The 21391-nt window shown below is 33.0% G+C and carries 19 protein-coding genes and 1 pseudogene; 10 read left to right on the top strand and 10 right to left on the bottom strand.

Going from position 1 to position 21391, the window contains the following annotated elements; genetic code table 11:
• Window positions 1-219 precede the first annotated feature (219 nt).
• From ychF to B0M43_RS12160, 10 genes are all read left to right on the top strand, one after another.
• Window positions 220-1314: a redox-regulated ATPase YchF gene (ychF, locus tag B0M43_RS12115; protein WP_078008161.1), complete on the top strand. Its 1095-nt coding sequence runs from the start codon at window positions 220-222 to the stop codon at window positions 1312-1314.
• A 242-nt stretch (window positions 1315-1556) separates the two neighbouring features.
• Window positions 1557-2234, top strand: a complete 678-nt coding sequence (locus B0M43_RS12120) for a TIGR02117 family protein (RefSeq protein ID WP_078008160.1) — start codon at window positions 1557-1559, stop codon at window positions 2232-2234.
• 8 nt (window positions 2235-2242) lie between these two features.
• Window positions 2243-2914, top strand: a complete 672-nt coding sequence (locus B0M43_RS12125) for a hypothetical protein (protein WP_078008159.1) — start codon at window positions 2243-2245, stop codon at window positions 2912-2914.
• Between the two features lie 296 nt (window positions 2915-3210).
• On the top strand, window positions 3211-4137 hold the full coding sequence (locus B0M43_RS12130) for a YihY/virulence factor BrkB family protein (protein WP_065447852.1): 927 nt from the start codon (window positions 3211-3213) through the stop codon (window positions 4135-4137).
• A gap of 44 nt (window positions 4138-4181) precedes the next feature.
• On the top strand, window positions 4182-4706 hold the full coding sequence (locus B0M43_RS12135) for an NADPH-dependent FMN reductase (RefSeq protein WP_065447853.1): 525 nt from the start codon (window positions 4182-4184) through the stop codon (window positions 4704-4706).
• Window positions 4707-4710: 4 nt separating this feature from the next.
• The gene (locus tag B0M43_RS12140; protein ID WP_078008158.1) at window positions 4711-5691 is read left to right on the top strand and encodes a transglutaminase domain-containing protein; all 981 of its coding nucleotides are present in this window, start codon (window positions 4711-4713) and stop codon (window positions 5689-5691) included.
• Window positions 5692-5812: 121 nt separating this feature from the next.
• Window positions 5813-6988 carry a nicotinate phosphoribosyltransferase gene (pncB, locus tag B0M43_RS12145; protein WP_065447855.1) on the top strand — a complete coding sequence of 392 codons (1176 nt, stop codon included), beginning with the start codon at window positions 5813-5815 and terminating at the stop codon, window positions 6986-6988.
• 162 nt (window positions 6989-7150) lie between these two features.
• Window positions 7151-9022 carry a DNA topoisomerase IV subunit B gene (locus tag B0M43_RS12150; protein WP_072955860.1) on the top strand — a complete coding sequence of 624 codons (1872 nt, stop codon included), beginning with the start codon at window positions 7151-7153 and terminating at the stop codon, window positions 9020-9022.
• Between the two features lie 161 nt (window positions 9023-9183).
• On the top strand, window positions 9184-9783 hold the full coding sequence (locus tag B0M43_RS12155) for a hypothetical protein (RefSeq protein WP_123921835.1): 600 nt from the start codon (window positions 9184-9186) through the stop codon (window positions 9781-9783).
• Window positions 9784-9828: 45 nt separating this feature from the next.
• On the top strand, window positions 9829-12552 hold the full coding sequence (locus B0M43_RS12160; RefSeq protein ID WP_078008156.1) for a DNA gyrase/topoisomerase IV subunit A: 2724 nt from the start codon (window positions 9829-9831) through the stop codon (window positions 12550-12552).
• 62 nt (window positions 12553-12614) lie between these two features.
• Here the strand turns inward: B0M43_RS12160 and B0M43_RS12165 are convergent.
• From B0M43_RS12165 to B0M43_RS12210, 10 genes and pseudogenes are all read right to left on the bottom strand, one after another.
• Window positions 12615-13325 (bottom strand): annotated as a pseudogene (locus B0M43_RS12165) (AAA family ATPase); the annotation flags it as partial.
• 82 nt (window positions 13326-13407) lie between these two features.
• Entirely contained in the window at window positions 13408-14034 is a 627-nt protein-coding gene (locus B0M43_RS12170; protein ID WP_078008155.1) for a PolC-type DNA polymerase III, read from the bottom strand.
• A gap of 2 nt (window positions 14035-14036) precedes the next feature.
• Window positions 14037-15956, bottom strand: a complete 1920-nt coding sequence (locus B0M43_RS12175; RefSeq protein WP_078008154.1) for a DUF294 nucleotidyltransferase-like domain-containing protein — start codon at window positions 15954-15956, stop codon at window positions 14037-14039.
• Window positions 15957-16164: 208 nt separating this feature from the next.
• Window positions 16165-16938, bottom strand: coding sequence for a TerC family protein (locus B0M43_RS12180; RefSeq protein ID WP_065447862.1), 774 nt, complete (start codon window positions 16936-16938; stop codon window positions 16165-16167).
• Between the two features lie 23 nt (window positions 16939-16961).
• Complete coding sequence (locus tag B0M43_RS12185) at window positions 16962-17333, bottom strand: DNA topoisomerase IV (RefSeq protein ID WP_078008153.1); 372 nt, start codon at window positions 17331-17333, stop codon at window positions 16962-16964.
• 289 nt (window positions 17334-17622) lie between these two features.
• Window positions 17623-18198 carry a DUF1572 family protein gene (locus B0M43_RS12190; RefSeq protein ID WP_078008151.1) on the bottom strand — a complete coding sequence of 192 codons (576 nt, stop codon included), beginning with the start codon at window positions 18196-18198 and terminating at the stop codon, window positions 17623-17625.
• Between the two features lie 97 nt (window positions 18199-18295).
• A complete protein-coding gene (locus B0M43_RS12195; protein ID WP_078008150.1) occupies window positions 18296-18868 on the bottom strand; it encodes a pentapeptide repeat-containing protein in 573 nt (190 codons plus the stop codon).
• Window positions 18869-18928: 60 nt separating this feature from the next.
• A complete protein-coding gene (locus B0M43_RS12200; RefSeq protein ID WP_065447866.1) occupies window positions 18929-19150 on the bottom strand; it encodes a DUF6095 family protein in 222 nt (73 codons plus the stop codon).
• A 154-nt stretch (window positions 19151-19304) separates the two neighbouring features.
• Entirely contained in the window at window positions 19305-20129 is an 825-nt protein-coding gene (gene murQ / locus B0M43_RS12205) for an N-acetylmuramic acid 6-phosphate etherase (protein WP_065447867.1), read from the bottom strand.
• A gap of 589 nt (window positions 20130-20718) precedes the next feature.
• Window positions 20719-21387: a ZIP family metal transporter gene (locus B0M43_RS12210; RefSeq protein ID WP_078008149.1), complete on the bottom strand. Its 669-nt coding sequence runs from the start codon at window positions 21385-21387 to the stop codon at window positions 20719-20721.
• Window positions 21388-21391: the final 4 nt, after the last annotated feature.

The raw sequence follows: 21391 nt of genomic DNA on the forward strand, positions 1-21391 counted from the left end.
ATGTTTTAAAATACATTAATCGTCATTTTTACTTCACTTACGAGCTATTAAATCTTATATTTGCAAAATTTTAAAGCCAAAAAATATCATTTCGGCAGAAACAAAAAATCGATACATAAATTATACATCATTAAAGTAACGATCTATATATTAAGACAGAAGCTTAATGATAAGACCTGAGAGAATCAGGATCTAATAAAAAATAAATAGAAACAACAGATGAAAGCAGGAATTGTAGGATTACCAAATGTTGGAAAATCAACATTATTTAATTGTTTATCTAATGCAAAAGCGCAAAGTGCGAACTTTCCGTTTTGTACAATCGAACCTAATATTGGTGTTGTAAACGTTCCGGATCCAAGAATCAACAAGTTAGAAGAATTGGTAAAACCAGAACGCGTACAAATGGCAACCGTAGATATCGTAGATATTGCAGGTTTGGTAAAAGGAGCAAGTAAAGGTGAAGGTCTTGGAAACCAATTTTTAGGAAACATTAGAGAGTGTAATGCTATTATTCACGTTTTACGTTGTTTTGATAACGATAATATCGTACACGTAGACGGAAACGTAAACCCAATTCGTGACAAAGAAACAATTGATATCGAGTTACAGTTAAAAGACTTAGAAACGGTTGAAAAACGTTTAGAAAAAGTAAACCGTGCTGCTAAAACCGGAAACAAAGAAGCGCAAACTGAAAAAGCACTTTTAGACAGAATCAGAGAAGCATTATTACAAGCAAAATCAGCTCGTACCATTGTACCTCAAGGGAATGACGAAGAAGTTTTAATGGAATCTTTCCAATTAATTACAGCAAAACCAGTATTGTACGTTTGTAATGTCGACGAAAATTCAGCAGTAAACGGAAACAAATATGTAGATCAGGTTCGTGAATTAGTAAAAGACGAAGATGCTGAAGTTATTATCCTTTCAGTAGGAGCAGAGGCAGATATTGCCGAATTAGAAAGCTACGAAGAGCGTCAGGTTTTCCTTGAAGATATGGGATTAACAGAGCCGGGAGCATCAGTTCTTATTCGTGCAGCGTACAAATTATTAAAACAACAAACGTATTTTACAGCAGGTGTAAAAGAAGTTCGTGCCTGGACCATCAACATTGGTTCAACAGCTCCACAAGCGGCTGGAGTTATCCACACTGATTTCGAAAAAGGATTCATTCGTGCCGAAGTTATTTCGTACGAAGATTACGTTCATTACGGTTCAGAAGCAAAAGCAAAAGAAGCTGGAAAATTCAAAGTCGAAGGAAAAGAATATATCGTAAAAGATGGTGATGTAATGCATTTCCGTTTCAACGTATAAATTTCCGGAGAATAGAATAAAGAATATAGAGAATAGACTAAACTGTTGAAGAAATTCAGCAGTTTTTTTATGCTCAAAAAAGAAATTAGAAAAGAATTAAAAAAAAAATAGAGTAAAAAAAAACATGCAAATCCGCGCTTTCGCGCTAGCGAATCCGTATAATCCGCGTGCCATTATTTTTTTGGCTCAAAAATTGGTTACAGAAAATTAACCAATAACTAATCTAAAAACAACCAATAAAAATGCTAAAATCAATTTTCAAATTTCTAGGCTGGACTATTCTCGGGATCATTACTTTTCTTGTTTTATATCTCATTGCAGTTTATCTGATTTCTAAAATCACTGTCAATTCAGATGTTGCACAAGTAGAAGAAAAAGATGCAGTTCCTATTTACATTCTCTCAAACGGAGTGCATACAGACATTGTAGTTCCAGTTGTAAATGAAATTAAAGACTGGCGAAAAGAAATTCAGTTTAGTCAAACACAATCAAAAGATTCTTTGATGAATTATATCGCTTTTGGCTGGGGCGACAAAGGTTTTTATCTCGATACGCCAGAATGGTCAGACTTAAAAGCAAGTACAGCCTTAAAAGCAGCATTCGGAGTCAGTTCATCAGCCATGCATACCACATTTTTCAAACAATTAAAAGAAGGCGAAGATTGCAAGCGTATTTTAATTTCAAAAGAAAACTATCAAAAATTAATCACTTTTATTTCAGAAAGTTTTAGTGATTCCATTCACCCACAATGGATAGAAGGTCACAGCTACGGAAAAAAAGATGCTTTTTATGAAGCAAAAGGAAGTTACAGTTTGTTTTATACCTGCAACACCTGGGCAAATTGCGCATTGAAAGCAGCCAATCAAAAAGCAAGTTTATGGACAGTTTATGATAAGGGGATTTTTTGCCATTATCAATAAGACAAGCTATGAAAAAAATAATATTGATAATAGTAATTGTATTAACATCTTGTAAAAAAGCTGATGCTACTGCAACATGTGATGGTTGTTTAGCCTTTTATTTTGAAAATCCTCAACCAGTAAATGATTCTGAATTAAGAAACTTTCCTTCTAAATTTAAAGGTTTATATATGACCTTAGATTCTACTTTTTTAAGAATTGAAGATGATAAAATTTTAAAAGAATACTTTTTTAAATTTAAATTTCACAGACAAGAAATGGATTCTTTAAAATCTGAATATGATTTTGTTGATGGGAAATTAATTACTAAAGATACAAAGGAGAAATTTGATGTGTTTAAAAAAGGTGATTCAATTGAGTTGGTAAAGAAAAGTATCGATACATTATTCAGATTATCTTATAATCAGAAGATAAAGCGTATTGATGGTCATTTGGTTTTAAGTACAAGAGATTCTGTTTTTTGGAAAATAGAAATGGTATCATTAGAAAAAAATGTCCTGAAATTTAAAACTATTTATTTACCAGAAGATCTCAAGAAATTAGATTCAATTACTGCGATAAAAGGTAGAATTTTATGTTCAGCTTCATATTTAATAAGTCCAAAAAGAAAAGAATTCAAGAATATTTTGAAAATTAAAAACCTTGGAGATGATCGCCAGTATATAAAAGTTTCAAAATAGAATTTATTTATTATTAAAACATGTGTAGTCCCTACGGGACAAAATTTACGTTTGTTGTTGTGTTCTACCAATATATAATCTCTAAGAGATATCTCCATAATAAATACTCCGTTAGGAGTTTACTGTTGGTAGAAAAATAGATAAAAAGGTTAAAGTCCGTGTCCCATAGGGACTACACGTCATAAGATATTCAAAAGTATGACATGGGAAAAATGTAAAATTCATCAAAAAAGCAAGAATCCTCATTTTTTTATAATTCCTTAAATTTGAGTGTATATCTAAAAACCAGAAGTATCGTGAAAATCAAAAATATATTCTCCAAGTCATGGTTTCTGCTCAAGAACACCTTTTTAGAATTCAATGACGATAATGCCATCAAACTTAGTGCTGCATTATCCTATTATACCATATTTGCATTGCCGCCATTATTGATTATTATCATCACTATTTGTGGTTTTTTCTTTGGTGAAGATGCCGTAACAGGTCAGCTTTATGGGCAAATAAACGGATTGGTTGGTAACGGTGCCGCAATTCAGATTCAGGAAGCTATCAAAAATGTGCAGTTATCAGGAGATAATTTTTTTGCTACAATATTCGGAATTGCAATGTTATTAATTGGGGCATCGGGAGTTTTTGCCGAAATACAAAGTTCTATCAATTTTATATGGGGATTAAGAGCAAAACCGGATAAAGGAATTAAGAAATTTATTCAAAATCGTTTAATGTCATTTTCAATGATTGCTTCGGTTGGTTTTTTAATGTTGGTCAGTCTTTTTATAAGTACAACATTAGATTTAGTCAGTGCACGTTTAAAAGTATATTTCCCTGAAAGCACCGTTTATTTGTTTTATGTAGTCAATATCGTCATTGTTTTGGCGAGTATAACATTGCTTTTTGCCATTATTTTCAGAACATTACCGGATGGAAAAATAAGATGGAAAGATGCTTTTATAGGATCAACTGTTACAGCAATATTATTTATGATTGGTAAATTTGCCATAGGATTTTATTTGGGTAGTTCTACAGTTGCTTCAGTTTATGGCGCAGCAGGTTCTGTAATAATTATATTAGTTTGGGTGTATTATTCGGCAATTATTCTGTATTTTGGAGCAGAATTTACCAAAGTATATGCAAAATCTTACGGAGGTAAAATTTACCCGAATGAATATTCAGTAGAAATTCAGAAAGAGATTTACGAAATCGAGAAACCAAATAAAATATAGTTAACCATATGACTTATAGGGTTTAATTAATAAAAAACACAAATATGAAAATTATAGCCTTTGGAGGAAGTAACAGCAAGCATTCTATCAATAAACATTTAGCCACTTATGCAGCAGGTTTATTCGAAAATGCCGAAGTTGAAGTTTTGGATTTGAATGATTTTGCGATGCCATTATTTAGTGTTGATCTTGAGAAAGAAGTCGGGCAGCATGAAAAAGCAAAAGCATTTTTGGACAAACTGGAAAGTGCAGATGTTTTAGTAGTTTCTCTGGCGGAAAATAACAACAACTATTCTACAGCATTTAAAAATATATTTGATTGGTCTTCCCGAATTAACAAAGAAGTTTTTCAGCAAAAACCAATGTTACTAATGGCAACTTCGCCAGGAACAAGAGGTGGTGCTTCGGTTTTAGAAATTGCCCGTAATGCTTTGCCTAGATATGGTGCAAACGTGAAAGCGACATTTTCATTACCAGCCTTTAATGCCAATTTTGATTTAGAAAAAAATCAAATTTCTAATACAGAATTGGATACAGAATTAAAAGGTCTTATAAAAGAATGTTTTTAAATCTATGAAAATAAAAAATATTGCCTTTATAATTCTTTTCCTTAATATCCTTTTTTTGCATTCCTCTTACTCGCAAAAGTATAGTGATGTTGATAAAATAGTGGCTAAATATCCTAAAAACTTTAGTACTACAAAAGATTTAGCGGAGAGAATTCAGGACGATTTTTCTTCAGAAAAAGATAAAGCGCGCGCTATTTACAGTTGGATTGCATTCAATATAAAATATGATTACAAAGTTTTTTTAAATCCACCCAGATCACAAGGTTTTACTTATTCGACCGAAGCTGAAAAACAAAGAAAGATTCAACAGATTAATGATAAACTAATCCAAAAGACCTTTACTTCTCAAAAAGCAGTTTGTGAAGGTTTTACAGCCTTATACCAACACTTGGCAGGATTGGTTGGATTAAAATCAGAAATAATTCGCGGAGATTCTAAAACCAGGCTGGCAGATATTGGTCGAAAAAATACTTCATCAAATCATGCATGGAATACAGTTTTGATTGATAAAAGGTGGCGTTTGGTTGATGTTACCTGGGGCCAGGGATATTATGACAGCAGCAAAGGAAGAATGGTAAATGATTTTGATCCCATTTATTTTGATACAGATCCAGATTATTTTTTCGCCAAACATTTTCCTGACTCAGGTTCTTATTTAGGGAATAAATTAAATAAAGAAGAATTCCTGAACGGACCTTTGATTTATAATAAAACAATTCAGGGCGATTTTAAAATTAAATCACCTAATTCCGGAATAATCCAGGCAAAATACGGAGATAAAATTACTTTTGAAATCAATAATGCTTCAAAATCAGATCTGATTTTCTATTTGAATAAAAAGAATCAGGCCGTTAAGATTACGAACTCAAAAGAAAAGCGTGGTGGTTTAGAATTTCAAATCACTTATGATAAAAATATAGGCGATTATATCACTATTTATCTGGATACATTTAGTATTGTTTCATTTAAAATAATTAGGAAATAAAATCTAATTAAGAGGTTTGTTTTATAGAATTTTCTTGTTTTATCGAATTGCCGTATCTTAGCCGTAAAGAGATGAGATTTAATGATAACAGTTTATATGCTGTTAAAATGTAATTATGAGTATGGAGACAACTTTTCTGAAATCGATTTTAGATAATGATTTCTATAAATTTACGATGCAGCATGCTGTAATAAAACTTTTTCCAAAGTCGAAAGTACGTTATGGTTTTATAAATAGAGGCAAACATATTTTCCCCCCGGGTTTTGCTGATTTACTCCGACGATCAGTAGATGCAATGGCTGATTTACGATTGACAAAAAACGAAAAACAATATTTAGCCAAGTTTTGTCCGTATCTGGATCCCACTTATTTAGATTTTTTACAAGGTTACACTTATGATCCTTCAGAAGTGCAGATAAGTCAGGAAGGTTCAGAAATAAAAGTAACAATTGAAGGTTTTTGGTACCGCACTATTTTATGGGAAGTACCTTTGATGGCTTTAATTTCGGAACTTTTTTATAAATCAAATCATCTCATTCGCTTAAATGATGAGGCTATAAAAACCTTGACCAAAAATAAAATCGACAACTATAATAGTTTAGGAGTTTCAATTTTAGAATTTGGTACAAGACGCCGTCATTCTTATGATGTACATGTTTTAATCAATAAAACTTTGCAAAGTTTTGGCTCAGAAAGTTTTATTGGTACCAGTAATGTCCATTTTGCAATGGTAAATAATATTAGGCCTTTAGGAACTCATGCGCACGAGTGGTTTATGTTTCATGCGGCCCAATATGGTTTTAAAATGGCGAATTTAATAAGTCTGGAACATTGGACACAAGTTTATGGAGGTGATCTCGGAATTGCCTTAACAGATACCTATACAACAAATGTTTTTTTCGATCAATTTGATAAAAAATACTCCAAGCTTTTTGATGGCGTACGTCATGACAGCGGGGACCCTATTGAGTTTGCGCAAAAAGTGATTTCGCATTATACTAAAATGGGAATTGATCCAAAATCGAAAGTGATTGTTTTTTCGGATTCACTGAATTATGATAAAGTAAAACTCATAACCGATTTCTGTAAAGACAAAATCAAAATGTCATTTGGTATTGGGACTAATTTTACTAATGATGTAGGTTTGCCGCCCATGAATATGGTTATAAAACTGACCGAAGTTAAACTCGATAACACACATTGGCAAGGAGTCGTAAAACTTTCTGACGAAAAAAATAAAAATACGGGAACGCCCGAAATGATTGCTTTAGCGAAGCAGGTTTTGGGAATCAAGTAGTATTTTTTTGTTTAAAAGCTGATTTTTTATATTTTTATCGGCCGTATTATTTTAAAATCAATTTAAATAGGATTTAAAGCTGTTATTAATCGTAACAAAAAGAAAATACGCTTTCATTTTTTGACTATAAATGGTACATTAGCCAAAAATCCAATTCACTTTATGCTAGAGCAAAATCAATATACCGAAGATAATATTCGATCACTCGATTGGAAAGAACATATCCGTATGCGTCCGGGAATGTATATCGGGAAATTGGGAGACGGATCTTCGCCGGATGATGGTATTTATATTCTTCTAAAAGAGGTTTTAGATAACTGTATCGATGAGTTCGTAATGGGCTCCGGAAAAACTATTGAGGTAACAATAAAAGATAAAACGGTTTCGGTTCGTGATTACGGACGTGGAATTCCGTTAGGAAAAGTAGTCGATGTAGTTTCGAAAATGAATACAGGAGGAAAGTATGATTCTAAAGCTTTCCAGAAATCAGTAGGTTTAAATGGTGTCGGAACAAAAGCAGTTAATGCCCTTTCGAATTATTTCAGAGTAGAATCAGTTCGTGATGATAAACAAAAAGGAGCAGAATTTTCAGCTGGAAATTTGGTCCTTGAAGAAGATATCATTGACACTACAAAGCGAAAAGGAACAAAAGTGACCTTTACGCCGGATGAAACAATCTTCAAAAATTACAAATTCCGTATGGAATATGTCATTAAGATGGTCAAAAACTATTGTTACCTAAACAATGGTTTGACGATTATTTTTAATGGCGAAAAATACATTTCTGAAAATGGTCTTAGAGATTTATTAGAAGAAACAATTAGTGCAGAAGATCTTGAATATCCTATTATTCATTTGAAAGATCATGATATCGAGATTGCTTTAACGCATAGTAAAACGCAATATAGCGAAGAATATCACTCTTTTGTCAACGGGCAAAACACCACACAAGGAGGAACACATTTAGCAGCTTATAGAGAAGCAATTGTAAAAACCATTCGTGAGTTTTACAATAAAAATTTCGAAGCATCGGATGTTCGTAAATCCATTGTAAGTGCGATCAGTATCAAGGTAATGGAACCGGTTTTTGAGTCTCAGACCAAAACAAAATTAGGTTCTACAGATATGGGTTCTGATGACGGAACACCCGCAGTGTCCGTTCGTACTTTTGTAAATGATTTTGTTAAAAACAAATTAGACAATTACTTACATAAAAATCCTCCAACAGCTGAAGCATTATTGCGTAAAATTTTACAAGCCGAAAGAGAACGTAAAGAATTGTCAGGAATTAGAAAACTGGCAACAGATCGTGCTAAGAAAGCCAATCTTCATAATAAAAAATTAAGAGATTGTCGCGCACATCTTCCGGATACTAAAAACCCTAGAAACTTAGAAAGTACACTTTTTATTACCGAGGGAGATTCGGCTTCCGGATCGATCACAAAGTCCCGTGACGTAAATACGCAAGCGGTTTTCAGTTTACGTGGTAAGCCTTTGAACTCGTACGGAATGACAAAGAAAATCGTGTACGAAAACGAAGAATTCAATTTATTGCAAGCCGCATTAGATATCGAAGACGGATTGGAAAAACTGCGTTACAACAACATTGTAATTGCAACTGATGCCGATGTCGACGGAATGCACATTCGTTTATTATTGATTACTTTCTTTTTACAGTTCTTTCCCGAATTAATAAAAGAAGGACATTTATACATTTTACAAACACCACTTTTCAGGGTTCGAAATAAGAAAGAAACAATCTATTGTTATTCAGACGAAGAAAGAAAAGATGCGATCGAAAAATTAAAACCAAAACCGGAAATCACCCGATTTAAAGGTTTGGGAGAGATTTCTCCTGATGAGTTCAAAAATTTTATTGGAGAAACCATTCGATTAGACCCAATTATGATGGATAAAAACACTTCGATTGAGCAATTGTTGTCTTTCTATATGGGGAAAAATACACCGGACAGGCAAGAATTTATCATCAAGAATTTGAAGGTAGAGTTGGATGCGGTTGAAGCTGAGGTTTAAAAAAAATGAAAATATGAAAACCGCAGTCAGTGACTGCGGTTTTTGAGGTATAAAAAATCTGAGACATTGTTGTGGATTTATAATTTGAATTTCGTGATGACTCATTTTATTATTCAAAAAAAGACTTCAAAACTATTGCTAAAAAGGATATAAATTAATTAATGAAGAAAATAGTATTTTTGATTATAATGTTAGTTTCGATTTCTTGCAATAAGAGTAAAGGTTATGATGAAAATGTTGAAGGTGAAAGACCAATTGATTATTCGAATAATATTGATTTCGAGCTAGAGCAAATTAGAAAGGTTGAAATATATTCTTATCCAGATAGATTGTCTTGGGACACAATTAGACATAGAGAAGAAATTATCAGGAACAATAAAGTTGATTTTGATACTTCAATGATTAATGAAAAAATTACATTATTGAAGAAAGTACAAATCAAAGAATTATTTGATTTGATAAAAAATCATTGTAAGATTGAAGGTGATGTTGCTCCTTATTCTGCATGTTACATGCCTCGAAATTTGATACTTTTTTATAATGATAAAAATAAAATCATTGCACATATCGAAATTTGTTTTACATGTGGAACCTCAAATAGTTCAAATAATTTGAGCGAAAACTGGGATTATTGCAAAGATGATTTAAAACTTTTTTTGAAAAAGCAAGGAGTCAAATATTTTGTTGATACCGAAAAATTAGAAGAAAAAGAAAGATTATTTTTAGATAGCTTAAAAGCAAAAAAGAAAATAATTAACTGATATAAAGTTATACATAAAAAATACTGAGAATAATTCAGCATAAAAATGAAAGACGAAGAAGACGATAACATCATTCCAAACGACGACGAGAATAATTCTGAAGAAAACCAGCTTGATGATAATCAGGATGGAGATGATTCTGAAGAAATTATCAGTGTAAATGCTAAGAATTTTGAAGGGCAGCATTTTTACGAAAATCAGGAAGAAGAAGGAGAAGACGTTATTACGAAAGTAACCGGAATGTACAAAGACTGGTTTTTGGATTACGCTTCTTATGTAATTCTTGAACGTGCAGTTCCGGCAATTGAAGATGGTTTTAAACCGGTTCAGCGTCGTATTATGCATTCGCTTAAAGAGTTGGATGACGGTCGCTATAATAAAGTTGCCAATGTTGTAGGTCACACCATGCAGTATCACCCACACGGAGATGCGAGTATTGGTGATGCCATGGTGCAAATTGGTCAAAAAGATTTATTAATTGATTGCCAGGGAAACTGGGGAAATATATTAACGGGTGACGGAGCTGCAGCTTCTCGTTACATTGAGGCACGTTTATCTAAATTTGCTTTAGAGGTTTTGTATTCTCCAAAAATTACCGATTGGGGAGTTTCGTACGATGGTCGTCGTGCAGAACCTAACAATCTTCCGGTAAAGTTTCCGTTACTTTTGGCACAAGGTGCAGAGGGAATTGCGGTTGGTCTTTCGACTAAAGTTTTACCGCATAACTTCAATGAATTAATTGATGCTTCTGTTAAAATTTTAAAAGGAAAACCTTTTACATTGTATCCTGATTTCATGACACAAGGTATTGCCGATGTGTCAAATTATAATGACGGACTTCGTGGCGGTCGTGTACGTGTGCGTGCTAAAATTGCCCAATTAGATAAAAATACATTGGTGATTACGCAGATTCCGTTTTCGACCAATACAACGACTTTGATTGATAGTATTTTGAAAGCCAATGATAAAGGCAAAATCAAAATCAAGAAAATTGAAGACAATACTGCGGCAGATGTTGAGATTTTAATTCATCTATTTCCTGGAGTTTCTCCAGATAAAACGATTGATGCTTTGTTTGCTTTTACAGCTTGCGAAACGTCTGTAGCGCCTTTAGGTTGTGTCATCGAAGACAACAAGCCATTGTTTATTGGTGTTTCTAAAATGTTGAAAATTTCGACCCACAGAACAGTTGATTTGCTGAAGCAAGAATTGGAAATTCAGTTAGAAGAATTAAAAAATAAATGGCATTTTTCTACTTTAGAAAAAATCTTCATTCGTGAAGAAATGTACATCGATTTCAAATTGTATTCAGATAGAGAATCGCTTTATAAATATTTATACGATCGTTTTGAGCCTTTCAAAAAATCATTCGTTAGAGAAATTACCGATGACGATTTGCAAAGATTGACTCAGATTCCGATGATTCGTATTACTCGTTTTGACTCTGATAAAGCCGATGATTTCATCGCTAAGTTGGAAGATGAAATGAAAGAAGTACAGCATCATTTGGAAAATCTAACCGATTTTGCGATTGCATATTTTACTAAATTAAAAGAGAAATACGGAAAAGGCCGCGAACGCCAGACAGAACTTCGTGTTTTTGATAATGTCGAGGCTACAAAAGTAGTTTTACGTAATACAAAACTATATGTAAACCGCGAAGAAGGTTTCGTTGGAACTAGCCTTAAAAAAGACGAATATGTAGGTGATTGTTCCGATATTGACGATGTTATTGTGTTTTTAAGAGACGGAACATTGATGGTAACAAAAGTGGATGCCAAAACTTTTATCGGAAAAGATATTATTCATATTGCTGTTTTTGATAAAAGTGATAAACGTACCATTTATAATATGATGTATCGTGATGGTAAATCTGGTCCTTCGTATATAAAACGTTTCAATGTTTCGGGTGTAACGAGAGATAAAGCTTACGATTTAACAAATGGCACGAATGGTTCTCAGGTTGTTTATTTTTCACATAATCCGAATGGAGAGGCTGAGGTCGTAACAATTTTATTGCGTCAGGTGGGAACAATCAAAAAACTGAAATTCGATATTGATTTTGCTAAGCTTGCCATTAAGGGCAGGGCTTCAAAAGGAAATTTGGTAACGAAATATCCAATCAAGAAAATTGAGCTAAAAGAGAAAGGAATTTCGACTTTATTGCCAAGAAAAGTTTGGTTTGATGATACCGTTAAACGTTTAAATGTTGATGCCAGAGGTGAATTGTTAGGCGAGTTTAAACCAAGTGATAAAATCTTAGTAATTAGTCAGACAGGTAAATTAAAAGTTATTATTCCGGAACTGTCAACCCATTTTGAAGAAGATATGATTGTGTTGGAAAAATTTAATCCTAAAAAACCAATTTCGGCTATTTATTACGATGGAGAAAAAGAACGCTATTATCTGAAACGTTTCCTTGTAGAAAATGAAGGAAAAGAAGAAAGTTTTATTACAGATCATCCAAATTCGCAATTAGAAATTGTATCAACAGATTATCGTCCTGTAGCACAATTAATTTTTGCAAAAGTAAAAGGAGTTCAGAAAGAAGATTTACATATTGACGTTGAAGATTTTATTGCTGTAAAAGGCTTTAAAGCTTTAGGAAATCAATTGACAACAGATAAGTTAAAACAAGTCAATTTGCTGGATCCATTACCTTATGAAGAGCCAATTGAAGAAGTTCCTGAAAAACCGGAATTATCAGAAGGTGATTCAGTTGAAACTGAATTAGATGATGACGGCCAGATTGGTTTGGTTTTAGATTAATATAAAACAGAAAACGCTAAGAAATTGATTCTTAGCGTTTTTTTTATAATACATTCTGTCAATTAATTTTCTAGAATATTTACGATTTCTTCTTTAATCCATTTTATCTCGTTATTCTCAATAACAACAGTCATGGTGTCGCCATCTTTAACTTCTCCTGAGATTATTTTCTTAGCCAAAGGTCTTCTTAAGTGACTTCTTATAATACTTTTTATAGGTCTTGCTCCGTATTTGGCATTGTAGCCATTTTCTGCAAGATAAAGTTTCGCTTCTATCGGAATTTCAACTTTAATATTGATATTTTTTAACAAATCCATAAACTCTTTCTTGAGATGGATTTCAAATATTTTTAGAGCATTTTCTTTACTGATAGGTGCAAAAGGTACTATTTCGGTTAACCTTCCTAAAAATTCAGGTCTAAAATAATTACCCATAATTTCCATTAAAGAAGTTGAAGTTGGAATTTTTCCACTATTAAAGGTTTCCACAATATGATCCGCACCAATGTTTGAAGTAAATAAGATAATAGCATTCGAGAAATCACCTTCTTTTCCTAATCGATCATGTAATTTCCCTTCATCCATAATTTGAAGAAAAACATCATAAACAGAAGTGTGAGCTTTTTCGATTTCATCAAATAATACAATAGAGTAAGGTTTTTGCCTGATTTTGTTTACTAATAACCCACCTTCTTCATAACCAACATATCCAGGAGGCGCGCCATAGAGTGGGAGTATTTGTGCGATAGCTTTATGAAACAGCTTAAAAACAGATCATCAAACGTATTTCCATATCGACTGTTTATAGAAGAGTAATTTATTAAAAACCTGATCGTAAAAAGTCAGGTTTTTTAATTTATTTAAACAAAGCATTCAAATTAATATGTTTTTTTTCTTTTAGTTTTTTTACAATTTTCAAAAAAGCAATTGCAGTAATATACGCGTCGCCCAAAGCGGTGTGGCGGTCTTTTTTAGAGATATCAAATTTGTCTGCCAGATCGTCTAACGTATAGTGATCTTTTCGCTCAAACAAATGAGACTTGATCAGCGTTTTTTTATACAAAATAGCGGTATCTAAATGTTTATTATTTAATTGAGGTAATCCATTTCGTTCGAGAGCTTTATTAATCATGGTAACATCAAACACAGTATGATGTGCAATAATAATAGCATCTCCTAAAAAAGCGAGAAACTGTTGCAAAGCTTCTAATTCAGTAGGGCGCTGGATCACGAAAGCTTTTAATATGCCATGGATCTGAGCAGTCGATTTATCGTAATGATCCTGTTCAATATAAACCTCAAAACTATCCTGAATAGCAATTGTTCCGTTTTGAAGAATCAATGCTCCAATACATAATATACGGTCATTATCGTAATCAAAACCTGTGGTTTCAGTATCTAAAACGACAAAACGCGTTTCTTCAATCGAAACACTTTCATCAAAGAGATCTTCTTCTTTTTTCCAAAAATCAAATAAACTCATAATTATACCAAATTTGAAACATTAAAACGTATCGAGATTAATTCCTGAAGTTCCTTAATAGTTTTAAAAGTTCTTTTCAGCTTAATTTTTTCCATTTTTGATAACGATTCCAATGCAATAAATTGTCCTGAGTCATGGTGCAAAAGTCCTTGTTTGGTTCTGAATTTCAATAAGGCCTTAAACGAGTAGGAACACGATAAATACAATTCTCTGTTATTAGGTTCTAATTCAGCCAGTTTTTCAAAACGTTCGGCTGTATTGCTGATTGATTTTACCGAATGCGATAAAATCAAAACTCTTGCGGCATCAGTCAAAGGCATTAAAGCCCTTCTTTTTATGTCGAAATGATCTTTATTCGCTCCGTCTTGTTCTACCAAAAATTGTCTGAAAAAGCCTGTTGGTGATGGGCTTTGCAATGCACCGCTTACTAAATGAACATAAAAAATAGGATTTGCTTTTACGTTTTCAAAAATAGATTCTGATAATTCATCCACAATCGCTGCATCTCCATATGTCAAACTGTAATCGAAAAAGATAAACGAGAGTAAAACTTCATTTTTTCCAGGATTTGTAATCCAATGATGTACCTGATTTTTCCATTCCTCTAGACTCATGCACCATTTAGGGTTCGAGGCCATCATTTCGGCAGGACAATAATCATAACCAATTTCAAAAAGGCCCTTATTGACAAGAGCTGCAAATTTTAAGAAATATACTCGGGTTTCCTCTTTAAAAACGTCAGACACATTTTCATACACAATCGCATTATCCTGATCTGTATGCAGCATTTGTTCGCTTCGTCCCTGACTTCCTAAAGCCAGCCAAGCAAATTTTACCGGAGGTGGACTGCTCATTTTTTCTAATGAAATTTCGATCACACGCGTTGTACAGGCTTCATTCAGCTCTGTTATGATTTTAGAAATCAAAGTCATAGGAATGTTCTGGTCTAAATATCCCTGAAGCAATTGCATGATTCGTGCCCGAATAGGTTTAATTTCCTTTGCTTTTTTAGCTCTTTTAAGAGCTTTGATTAAGACGGCAGGGTTATTTCCTAACGCCACCATGACATCATGCTTCGATAAAATTCCAACTGCTTTGGTATTTGTTGTTCCGTCTTTAGTCAGGCATAAGTAGCTAATATTACTTTTCATCATCGCCATTTGCGCTTCGGTAACCGTCATCTTCTTCGGATACGTAATAACAGGTTTGGTCATAATGGTTTCGGCAGTTGTCAGGATCGAATAATCGCCAGTAACAATTTTATTCCGTAAATCTTTATCCGTTATAATTCCAATTGGTAACATTTCGTCTACAATCAATATTGCTCCAACTTTTTTCTTGGTCATGATTTTTGCAATATCCCTTGCAGTAGTTGATGGCCCGCAGGTGACAATTTTCTTAGAATATTTTATTGGCTGTAAATCAAAAGAATCTCTTTCGGCATGATGATTTTCATGAACCAAATCATCTCCATACAATTTATCTTTATGAATATCTGAATAAGGATTTCGAGTGTTCGATGCGTAACTTTCGATCAAAAAATTACCAACAGTTCTGTTTTCAAGTGCATAAGGTTTAAAAACTGCAATGGGGATCGCATACAGGATTGTTTCCTCATAGGCAACGGCTTCCATAATGTAATTTTCCTGTGCTAAAAGAGGGCGTAAGCCAAAAATGTCACCTTCGTCGCACATGTCTAAAACTGCATTTTTCTGGTTTTTTTTAAGCGCAACAGCACCTTTATGCACGACATAAAATGAATCGTGAGTTTTTTCGTTTTCGGCGAAAATTACAGCATCTTTATCTTTATAAACTATAGAAATTTGTTCAGATAGTTTTTCTAAATCCTTTTGATGCAAAAAGCTAAAAGGAGGAAAGCCCTTTAAAAAGTCGGCAACTCTATGCGAAATCGTATTTTTCATGCGTAAGATTTAGGTTCTAATGTAAGATTAAAAATAGAAATGTAAAAGAAACACGTTAATACTTTTTTGTTTTTGCGACTAAGTCACAAAGGCACGAAGTTTTGTTTATTCTTTGTATTTTAAAAGATGCCACAAGTGAGTTACTGTTTTTCTAAGAAATGCTGCTATAAAAAAAGTTCCATGATAGAATGGAACTTTAAATTATGATTTATGATTGTTTCTTCCTGACTTTCATATTTATAAACTCAACTGCCAGTGAAAACGAAATGGCAAAATACAAATATCCTTTAGGAACTGCACCAATGTGTTCGCCGGCAAGCGCAGCATTCGATAAATGCATACTTTCGGTAATTAGCATAAAACCAATTAGTATTAAAAACGAAAGTCCTAATATTTGAATAGAAGGATTTTTATTAACGAAATTCCCAACAGGAACAGCAAACAGCATCATAACTAAAACCGAAATAACAACTGCCGTAATCATAATGGTCAATGCACCGTTTACACCATTTGTCATACCAACAGCAGTTAAAATAGAATCGACAGAAAAAATCAAATCGATTAATAAGATCTGTACAATAACATTCGAAAAAGATTTTTTTGCTGCTGTGCCAATTGTCTTTTCTTCATCGCCTTTATGATCTACTTTTTCGCTAATTTCTTTGGTGCTTTTATAAATTAAAAACAAACCTCCCACGAATAGAATCAAGGCCTGTCCTGTAAAGTCGCCTTCGAACCAACCCCAGTGAATACTAAAGATAGTAGCTTTCATAGCAATCAGATACGAGATCCCCATCAACAATGCAATACGCATAAACATGGCTAAAAACAAACCAATTCGGGTTGCTTTTTTTCGATCTTCTTCGGGTAATTTGCCAGTTACAATCGAGATAAAAATAATGTTATCAATTCCTAAAACAATTTCAAGAAAAGTCAGTGTCAATAAGGCAATCCAGGCATCGGGATTCAAAAATACTTCCATTCTAAAAAAGTTTTATAAATTATTTAATCTAATTTTACAACAGTTCCTCGTTGTTTTTGGTCAGAACCCACCAATCCAAATTCAAAAGTATAAGAATCTTTAGAAGTCGTTAAAATCTTCATATTGATTGCTTTCTCTTCGGCCATATTTTTCGGGTGTTTCTTTTGCAAGATATATTCGCAATCGCTTACCCAGCGTACAGTCGAGGTATCTGTTTTTCCTTCAAAAGTTTCGATCTCTATACCGTCTTTACGCTCAAAAATAGTCGTTTTTTTTACGCCATTCACATCAAACTCAAATTTGAATTTCCCGTTTTTAAAATCTTTACAGTTGTGTTCGGCATCATAACAAGATACTAAGGCAAGTAACGGAAGTAAGAATACTATTTTTTTCATTTTAAATAATTTTTTTTTTTGGATTCCGATAGCTATCGGGACTGCTTTTATTTTATCTTTTTATTTTTTAAAGAAAAAAATAAAAAGGATTTCCATTGCAATCAGGGCTAGGAATATATCGGGTAAATTAGAAATACTGTTACAATTAGTACAAAAATGATATTTATAAACCAGAGAAAAAATAAATTTCGCCTTCTGTTTTTATCAGCTTGTTCATCAGATAATTTGGTTCTGCCGAATTTAATTAAAATCCAGTACAAAAATCCTCCTAACTGAGCATGATATTCGATCATTTCAATCTTTCTAATTCATCATCGGTAAAGTTCTTGATTTCTTTTTCCTTGGCAAACTTTTCCGCATTATAATTTCCAGATTTATTTTTCGGGATAGATAAACTGTCCCATTCGCTATTTTTTAGTTGTTTGGCATAAAAAACGATTTGCCCAACGTGATAAGGATAATGCGCCAATTGACGATTAATAGCCTCAATAACAGTGTGGCCTTCATTGCGGATATAAATAATATCCGAAAGTTGTTCTGGTTTTAAATTGTTTAAAGTATTTAGAAAACAATCCCAGCCTTTTTTCCAAACGCGAAGAACTTCTTCTTTAGATTGAAGATCATTTTCGAATTCAGCATCGCGGTTACGCCATTCTTTTTCGCCATCTGTTGTTAGAAAATCTGTCCAGCGCGACAGCATGTTACCGGAAATATGCTTGATTATAGTTGCAATGCTATTGGTGTCTTCGTTTAAGGCAACAAAAAGCTGATGAGGTTCTAATTGATTTATCGCTTTTTCGCCCAACATTTTATAATATAAAAATTGTTTTTTAACGCTTTCTAAATAAGATTCAGTTACTTCCATGATTATTTTTCTTGCTATGAATTGCACGAATTAGCACGAATTATTTTTTCTCAGACTTATAAATTAGTGTAAATTTGCGAGATTCGTGGCATATTTTTTATACAATTTTAGTATCGTATTTATCTAAAAGTCCCACAATTCCGTCATTAGAAAACTGGGCTTTTCTCATTGGGTTAAATTCCGGGTCGATTTTGTAATTGTAAGCCGTTTTAAAATTAACTGCTGCCAATTGGGTATCATTAAAAATGGCTCCTTCTAAATTGCAATTATCAAAAACCGAACTTGTTAAGTTGGTTCCTATAAAAGTTACCTCGCGAACTGAACAATTTATAAACTTGGTTTTAGGCATTTTTTTGTTCGAAAAGATGGCGTAATCTAAAGTACTTTCTTCAAAGTAAACCTGAAATAAAAAATCATCACATTCGTTAAAAGCGATTCCTAGTAGCTTGCAATTCCTGAAAGTTACATTTTTTAAATTCGTCCCAAATAAACTTGTCATCGACAAATTGCAGTCGATAAATTCGCAGTCTAAAAAAGTATTGTAGGCAAAATTGCTATTAGAAAAATCACAGTTTTTAAACACACAATCTTCAAACTCCCGATTGTTTATTTTTTTGTCAATATAGACAACTTTCTCGAAGGTTTTCTGAATGTGAATTAGACTTTCCATTTGTGTAGTGAATAAAGGGTAATAATTTAATTAAAAGAAAAGGCTTTATAAGAGACTAATTTAGTCATTAAATATACCTTTCATAATAATTTTCAATCCGTAAAAAATCAGGAACATGGCGCTTAAACAAGCCACAATTCCAATTCCTAAAACAAGATAATGCCAATTAGTATGTTGGTTCATAAAAGCATTATAAATCAGCGAAGGGCCAATAAACAATAGAGGTAACGAACCTGACATATATTTAATTCCTTTTCCCAGTAATTCTTTATTTGTTGCCATGTTTTTTTTGTTTCAGGTTTTAGAAAGTTTCAGGTTTCAAGTTTTTTTAGTTTCAAGTTTGTTGGAAATATGTCAAAGTTTAAAACTTTGACATAGTTTGACTGCGAGAGTTTCATCCTGATAGTTTGCAAGCTTTGCGTTCTTTGCAGTTAAATCAAAACTCTTTTTGCAAATTATAATTATCGACAGCATTTCGTACACTGCCATATTTTTTTAATAATTGAGAGGCTTCTTCATATGAAATTTGAATTTCACCCATGATCATTTTTACGCCGCGATCTACTAACTTGATATTACTCAATTGCATATCGACCATTTTGTTACCTTTTACTTTTCCAAGTTGAATCATGGCAGCAGTCGAAATCATATTCAAAACTAATTTTTGTGCTGTTCCTGCTTTCATTCTGGAACTTCCGGTAACAAATTCAGGACCTACAACTACTTCAATAGGAAATTGCGCTGTTAATGCTAATGGACTTCCGGCATTGTTTGTAATGCAGCCCGTAAGAATATTTTTTTGATTGCAAGTTTCTAATCCACCAATTACATACGGAGTCGTTCCAGATGCTGCAATACCAATTACCACGTCGTTTGCACCAATATTATTGTTCTCAAGATCGATCCAGGCTTGTGTTGCATTGTCTTCGGCATTTTCTACAGCACGACGAATGGCTTTGTCACCACCGGCAATTATCCCGTTTACTAAATCAAAAGGAACACCAAAAGTAGGAGGACATTCTGAGGCATCAACAACGCCTAATCGACCGGATGTCCCGGCTCCAATATAAAACAAACGTCCACCTAGCTTTAATTTAGCGACAATTTGTTCTACTAGAGCTTCAATTTGAGGAATTGCTTTTTCAACAGCATAGGGAACAGTTTTGTCTTCCTGATTGATATTGGTAAGCAATTCATGAACCGACATTTTTTCTAAATGCTCGTATTTTGATGCTTGTTCTGTAATTTTTGTAAACGTCATTTTTAGTATAATTGGTCGGGTCAAAATTAATCTTTTTTATTGCAATCTCGAAATTTAGAAGATAAAGTAATAACACTTTATAAATCTTTTTCCTTATAAATTTCATCTATAAGGACTGATTTCCTGAAACTTTGTTACAGTAGCTAAAATATTGAGTTTGTTAGGTATTAAAAGAGAACGAAGAAAGTAATTGAATAATTAGAAAATGAGATAATTTGTCAATTAGAAAATTAAAAGATTGAAATTTTAAAAGAATAAGAATATGCTACAGTTTTTTTTCAGAATTATGCTTTGGAACTGATAACTATTTCTAATAAAAAAAAAGTTTTTGTTGCGTTAGGATACGAGCCAATGTTATTAAATTAAGCTTTTAGAAAATAAAATTATCGAAAATCAAATCCTTCTTATCCGCGTTTTTGACGAGTAAATCTATTTTATACGCGTCAAAATTAGACGCTTATTTTACTGATTCGCTAAAGTGAAAACGTTGATAAAACGATTTTTCTAATTACTTTCCTGATTAAACTGTGAAGTAATTTTGTAGCTTTTTTTCTTAATTTAATAATATTGGGATGTGGTCATGTTCTAATTATAAAAAGAATGCCAATAAAATACCGAGAACAATCATAGAAACTTTAGCTACGTTGAATTTGTGTCCTTCGCTGCTTTCGAAAATAATGGTTGATGAGATATGAAACAAAATTCCGATGACAACGGCAGTGATTTCGGTATAATAATCGTTTAAAAAAGGTAAAAAATCGGATGCAATTGTACCAAGTGGTGTCATGATTGCAAAAGTAAGCATGAAGGCAAAAATGGCTTTTTTGTTTAGGTTTGCATTGACGAAAAATGTGGTCAAGATTACGGCAATAGGCAGGTGGTGAATGGCGATGCCGAGTGCTAAATCATGGTGGTGACTTACAGGAAAACCTTCTAAAAATGCATGAATACACAAGCTTATAAAAAGCAGCCACGGAATCTGAGACATTTGTGCATGCCCGTGAACGTGCCCGTGTTCAGCTCCTTTTGAGAAAAATTCTAATATGATCTGAAACAAGATTCCGACCATAATAAAAATACCAATATTATGATTGTGTGTTTTGTAAACGTCCGGCAGCAAATGCATTACGGTTAACGATAATAAAAATGAACCGCTAAAAGCAAGCAATAGTTTTAGATTGGTTTTGCTTTTTGGTTTTAAAAACAAAGCCACTATATAACCTAAAAGTACAGAAAATAAGGGTAATAGATAATTCATTTCG

It is taken from the genome of Flavobacterium sp. KBS0721, assembly GCF_002007065.3.
In the GTDB taxonomy this organism is placed as follows: domain Bacteria; phylum Bacteroidota; class Bacteroidia; order Flavobacteriales; family Flavobacteriaceae; genus Flavobacterium; species Flavobacterium piscis.

What these genes read in the sequence shown, in the direction of transcription:
- ychF (WP_078008161.1), top strand. Translation starts at nt 220, where the DNA reads ATGAAAGCAGGAATTGTAGGATTACCAAATGTTGGAAAATCAACATTA.
- B0M43_RS12120 (WP_078008160.1), top strand. Translation starts at nt 1,557, where the DNA reads ATGCTAAAATCAATTTTCAAATTTCTAGGCTGGACTATTCTCGGGATC.
- B0M43_RS12125 (WP_078008159.1), top strand. Translation starts at nt 2,243, where the DNA reads ATGAAAAAAATAATATTGATAATAGTAATTGTATTAACATCTTGTAAA.
- B0M43_RS12135 (WP_065447853.1), top strand. Translation starts at nt 4,182, where the DNA reads ATGAAAATTATAGCCTTTGGAGGAAGTAACAGCAAGCATTCTATCAAT.
- B0M43_RS12140 (WP_078008158.1), top strand. Translation starts at nt 4,711, where the DNA reads ATGAAAATAAAAAATATTGCCTTTATAATTCTTTTCCTTAATATCCTT.
- pncB (WP_065447855.1), top strand. Translation starts at nt 5,813, where the DNA reads ATGGAGACAACTTTTCTGAAATCGATTTTAGATAATGATTTCTATAAA.
- B0M43_RS12150 (WP_072955860.1), top strand. Translation starts at nt 7,151, where the DNA reads ATGCTAGAGCAAAATCAATATACCGAAGATAATATTCGATCACTCGAT.
- B0M43_RS12155 (WP_123921835.1), top strand. Translation starts at nt 9,184, where the DNA reads ATGAAGAAAATAGTATTTTTGATTATAATGTTAGTTTCGATTTCTTGC.
- B0M43_RS12160 (WP_078008156.1), top strand. Translation starts at nt 9,829, where the DNA reads ATGAAAGACGAAGAAGACGATAACATCATTCCAAACGACGACGAGAAT.
- B0M43_RS12170 (WP_078008155.1), bottom strand. Translation starts at nt 14,034, where the DNA reads ATGAGTTTATTTGATTTTTGGAAAAAAGAAGAAGATCTCTTTGATGAA.
- B0M43_RS12175 (WP_078008154.1), bottom strand. Translation starts at nt 15,956, where the DNA reads ATGAAAAATACGATTTCGCATAGAGTTGCCGACTTTTTAAAGGGCTTT.
- B0M43_RS12180 (WP_065447862.1), bottom strand. Translation starts at nt 16,938, where the DNA reads ATGGAAGTATTTTTGAATCCCGATGCCTGGATTGCCTTATTGACACTG.
- B0M43_RS12185 (WP_078008153.1), bottom strand. Translation starts at nt 17,333, where the DNA reads ATGAAAAAAATAGTATTCTTACTTCCGTTACTTGCCTTAGTATCTTGT.
- B0M43_RS12190 (WP_078008151.1), bottom strand. Translation starts at nt 18,198, where the DNA reads ATGGAAGTAACTGAATCTTATTTAGAAAGCGTTAAAAAACAATTTTTA.
- B0M43_RS12195 (WP_078008150.1), bottom strand. Translation starts at nt 18,868, where the DNA reads ATGGAAAGTCTAATTCACATTCAGAAAACCTTCGAGAAAGTTGTCTAT.
- B0M43_RS12200 (WP_065447866.1), bottom strand. Translation starts at nt 19,150, where the DNA reads ATGGCAACAAATAAAGAATTACTGGGAAAAGGAATTAAATATATGTCA.
- murQ (WP_065447867.1), bottom strand. Translation starts at nt 20,129, where the DNA reads ATGACGTTTACAAAAATTACAGAACAAGCATCAAAATACGAGCATTTA.
- B0M43_RS12210 (WP_078008149.1), bottom strand. Translation starts at nt 21,387, where the DNA reads ATGAATTATCTATTACCCTTATTTTCTGTACTTTTAGGTTATATAGTG.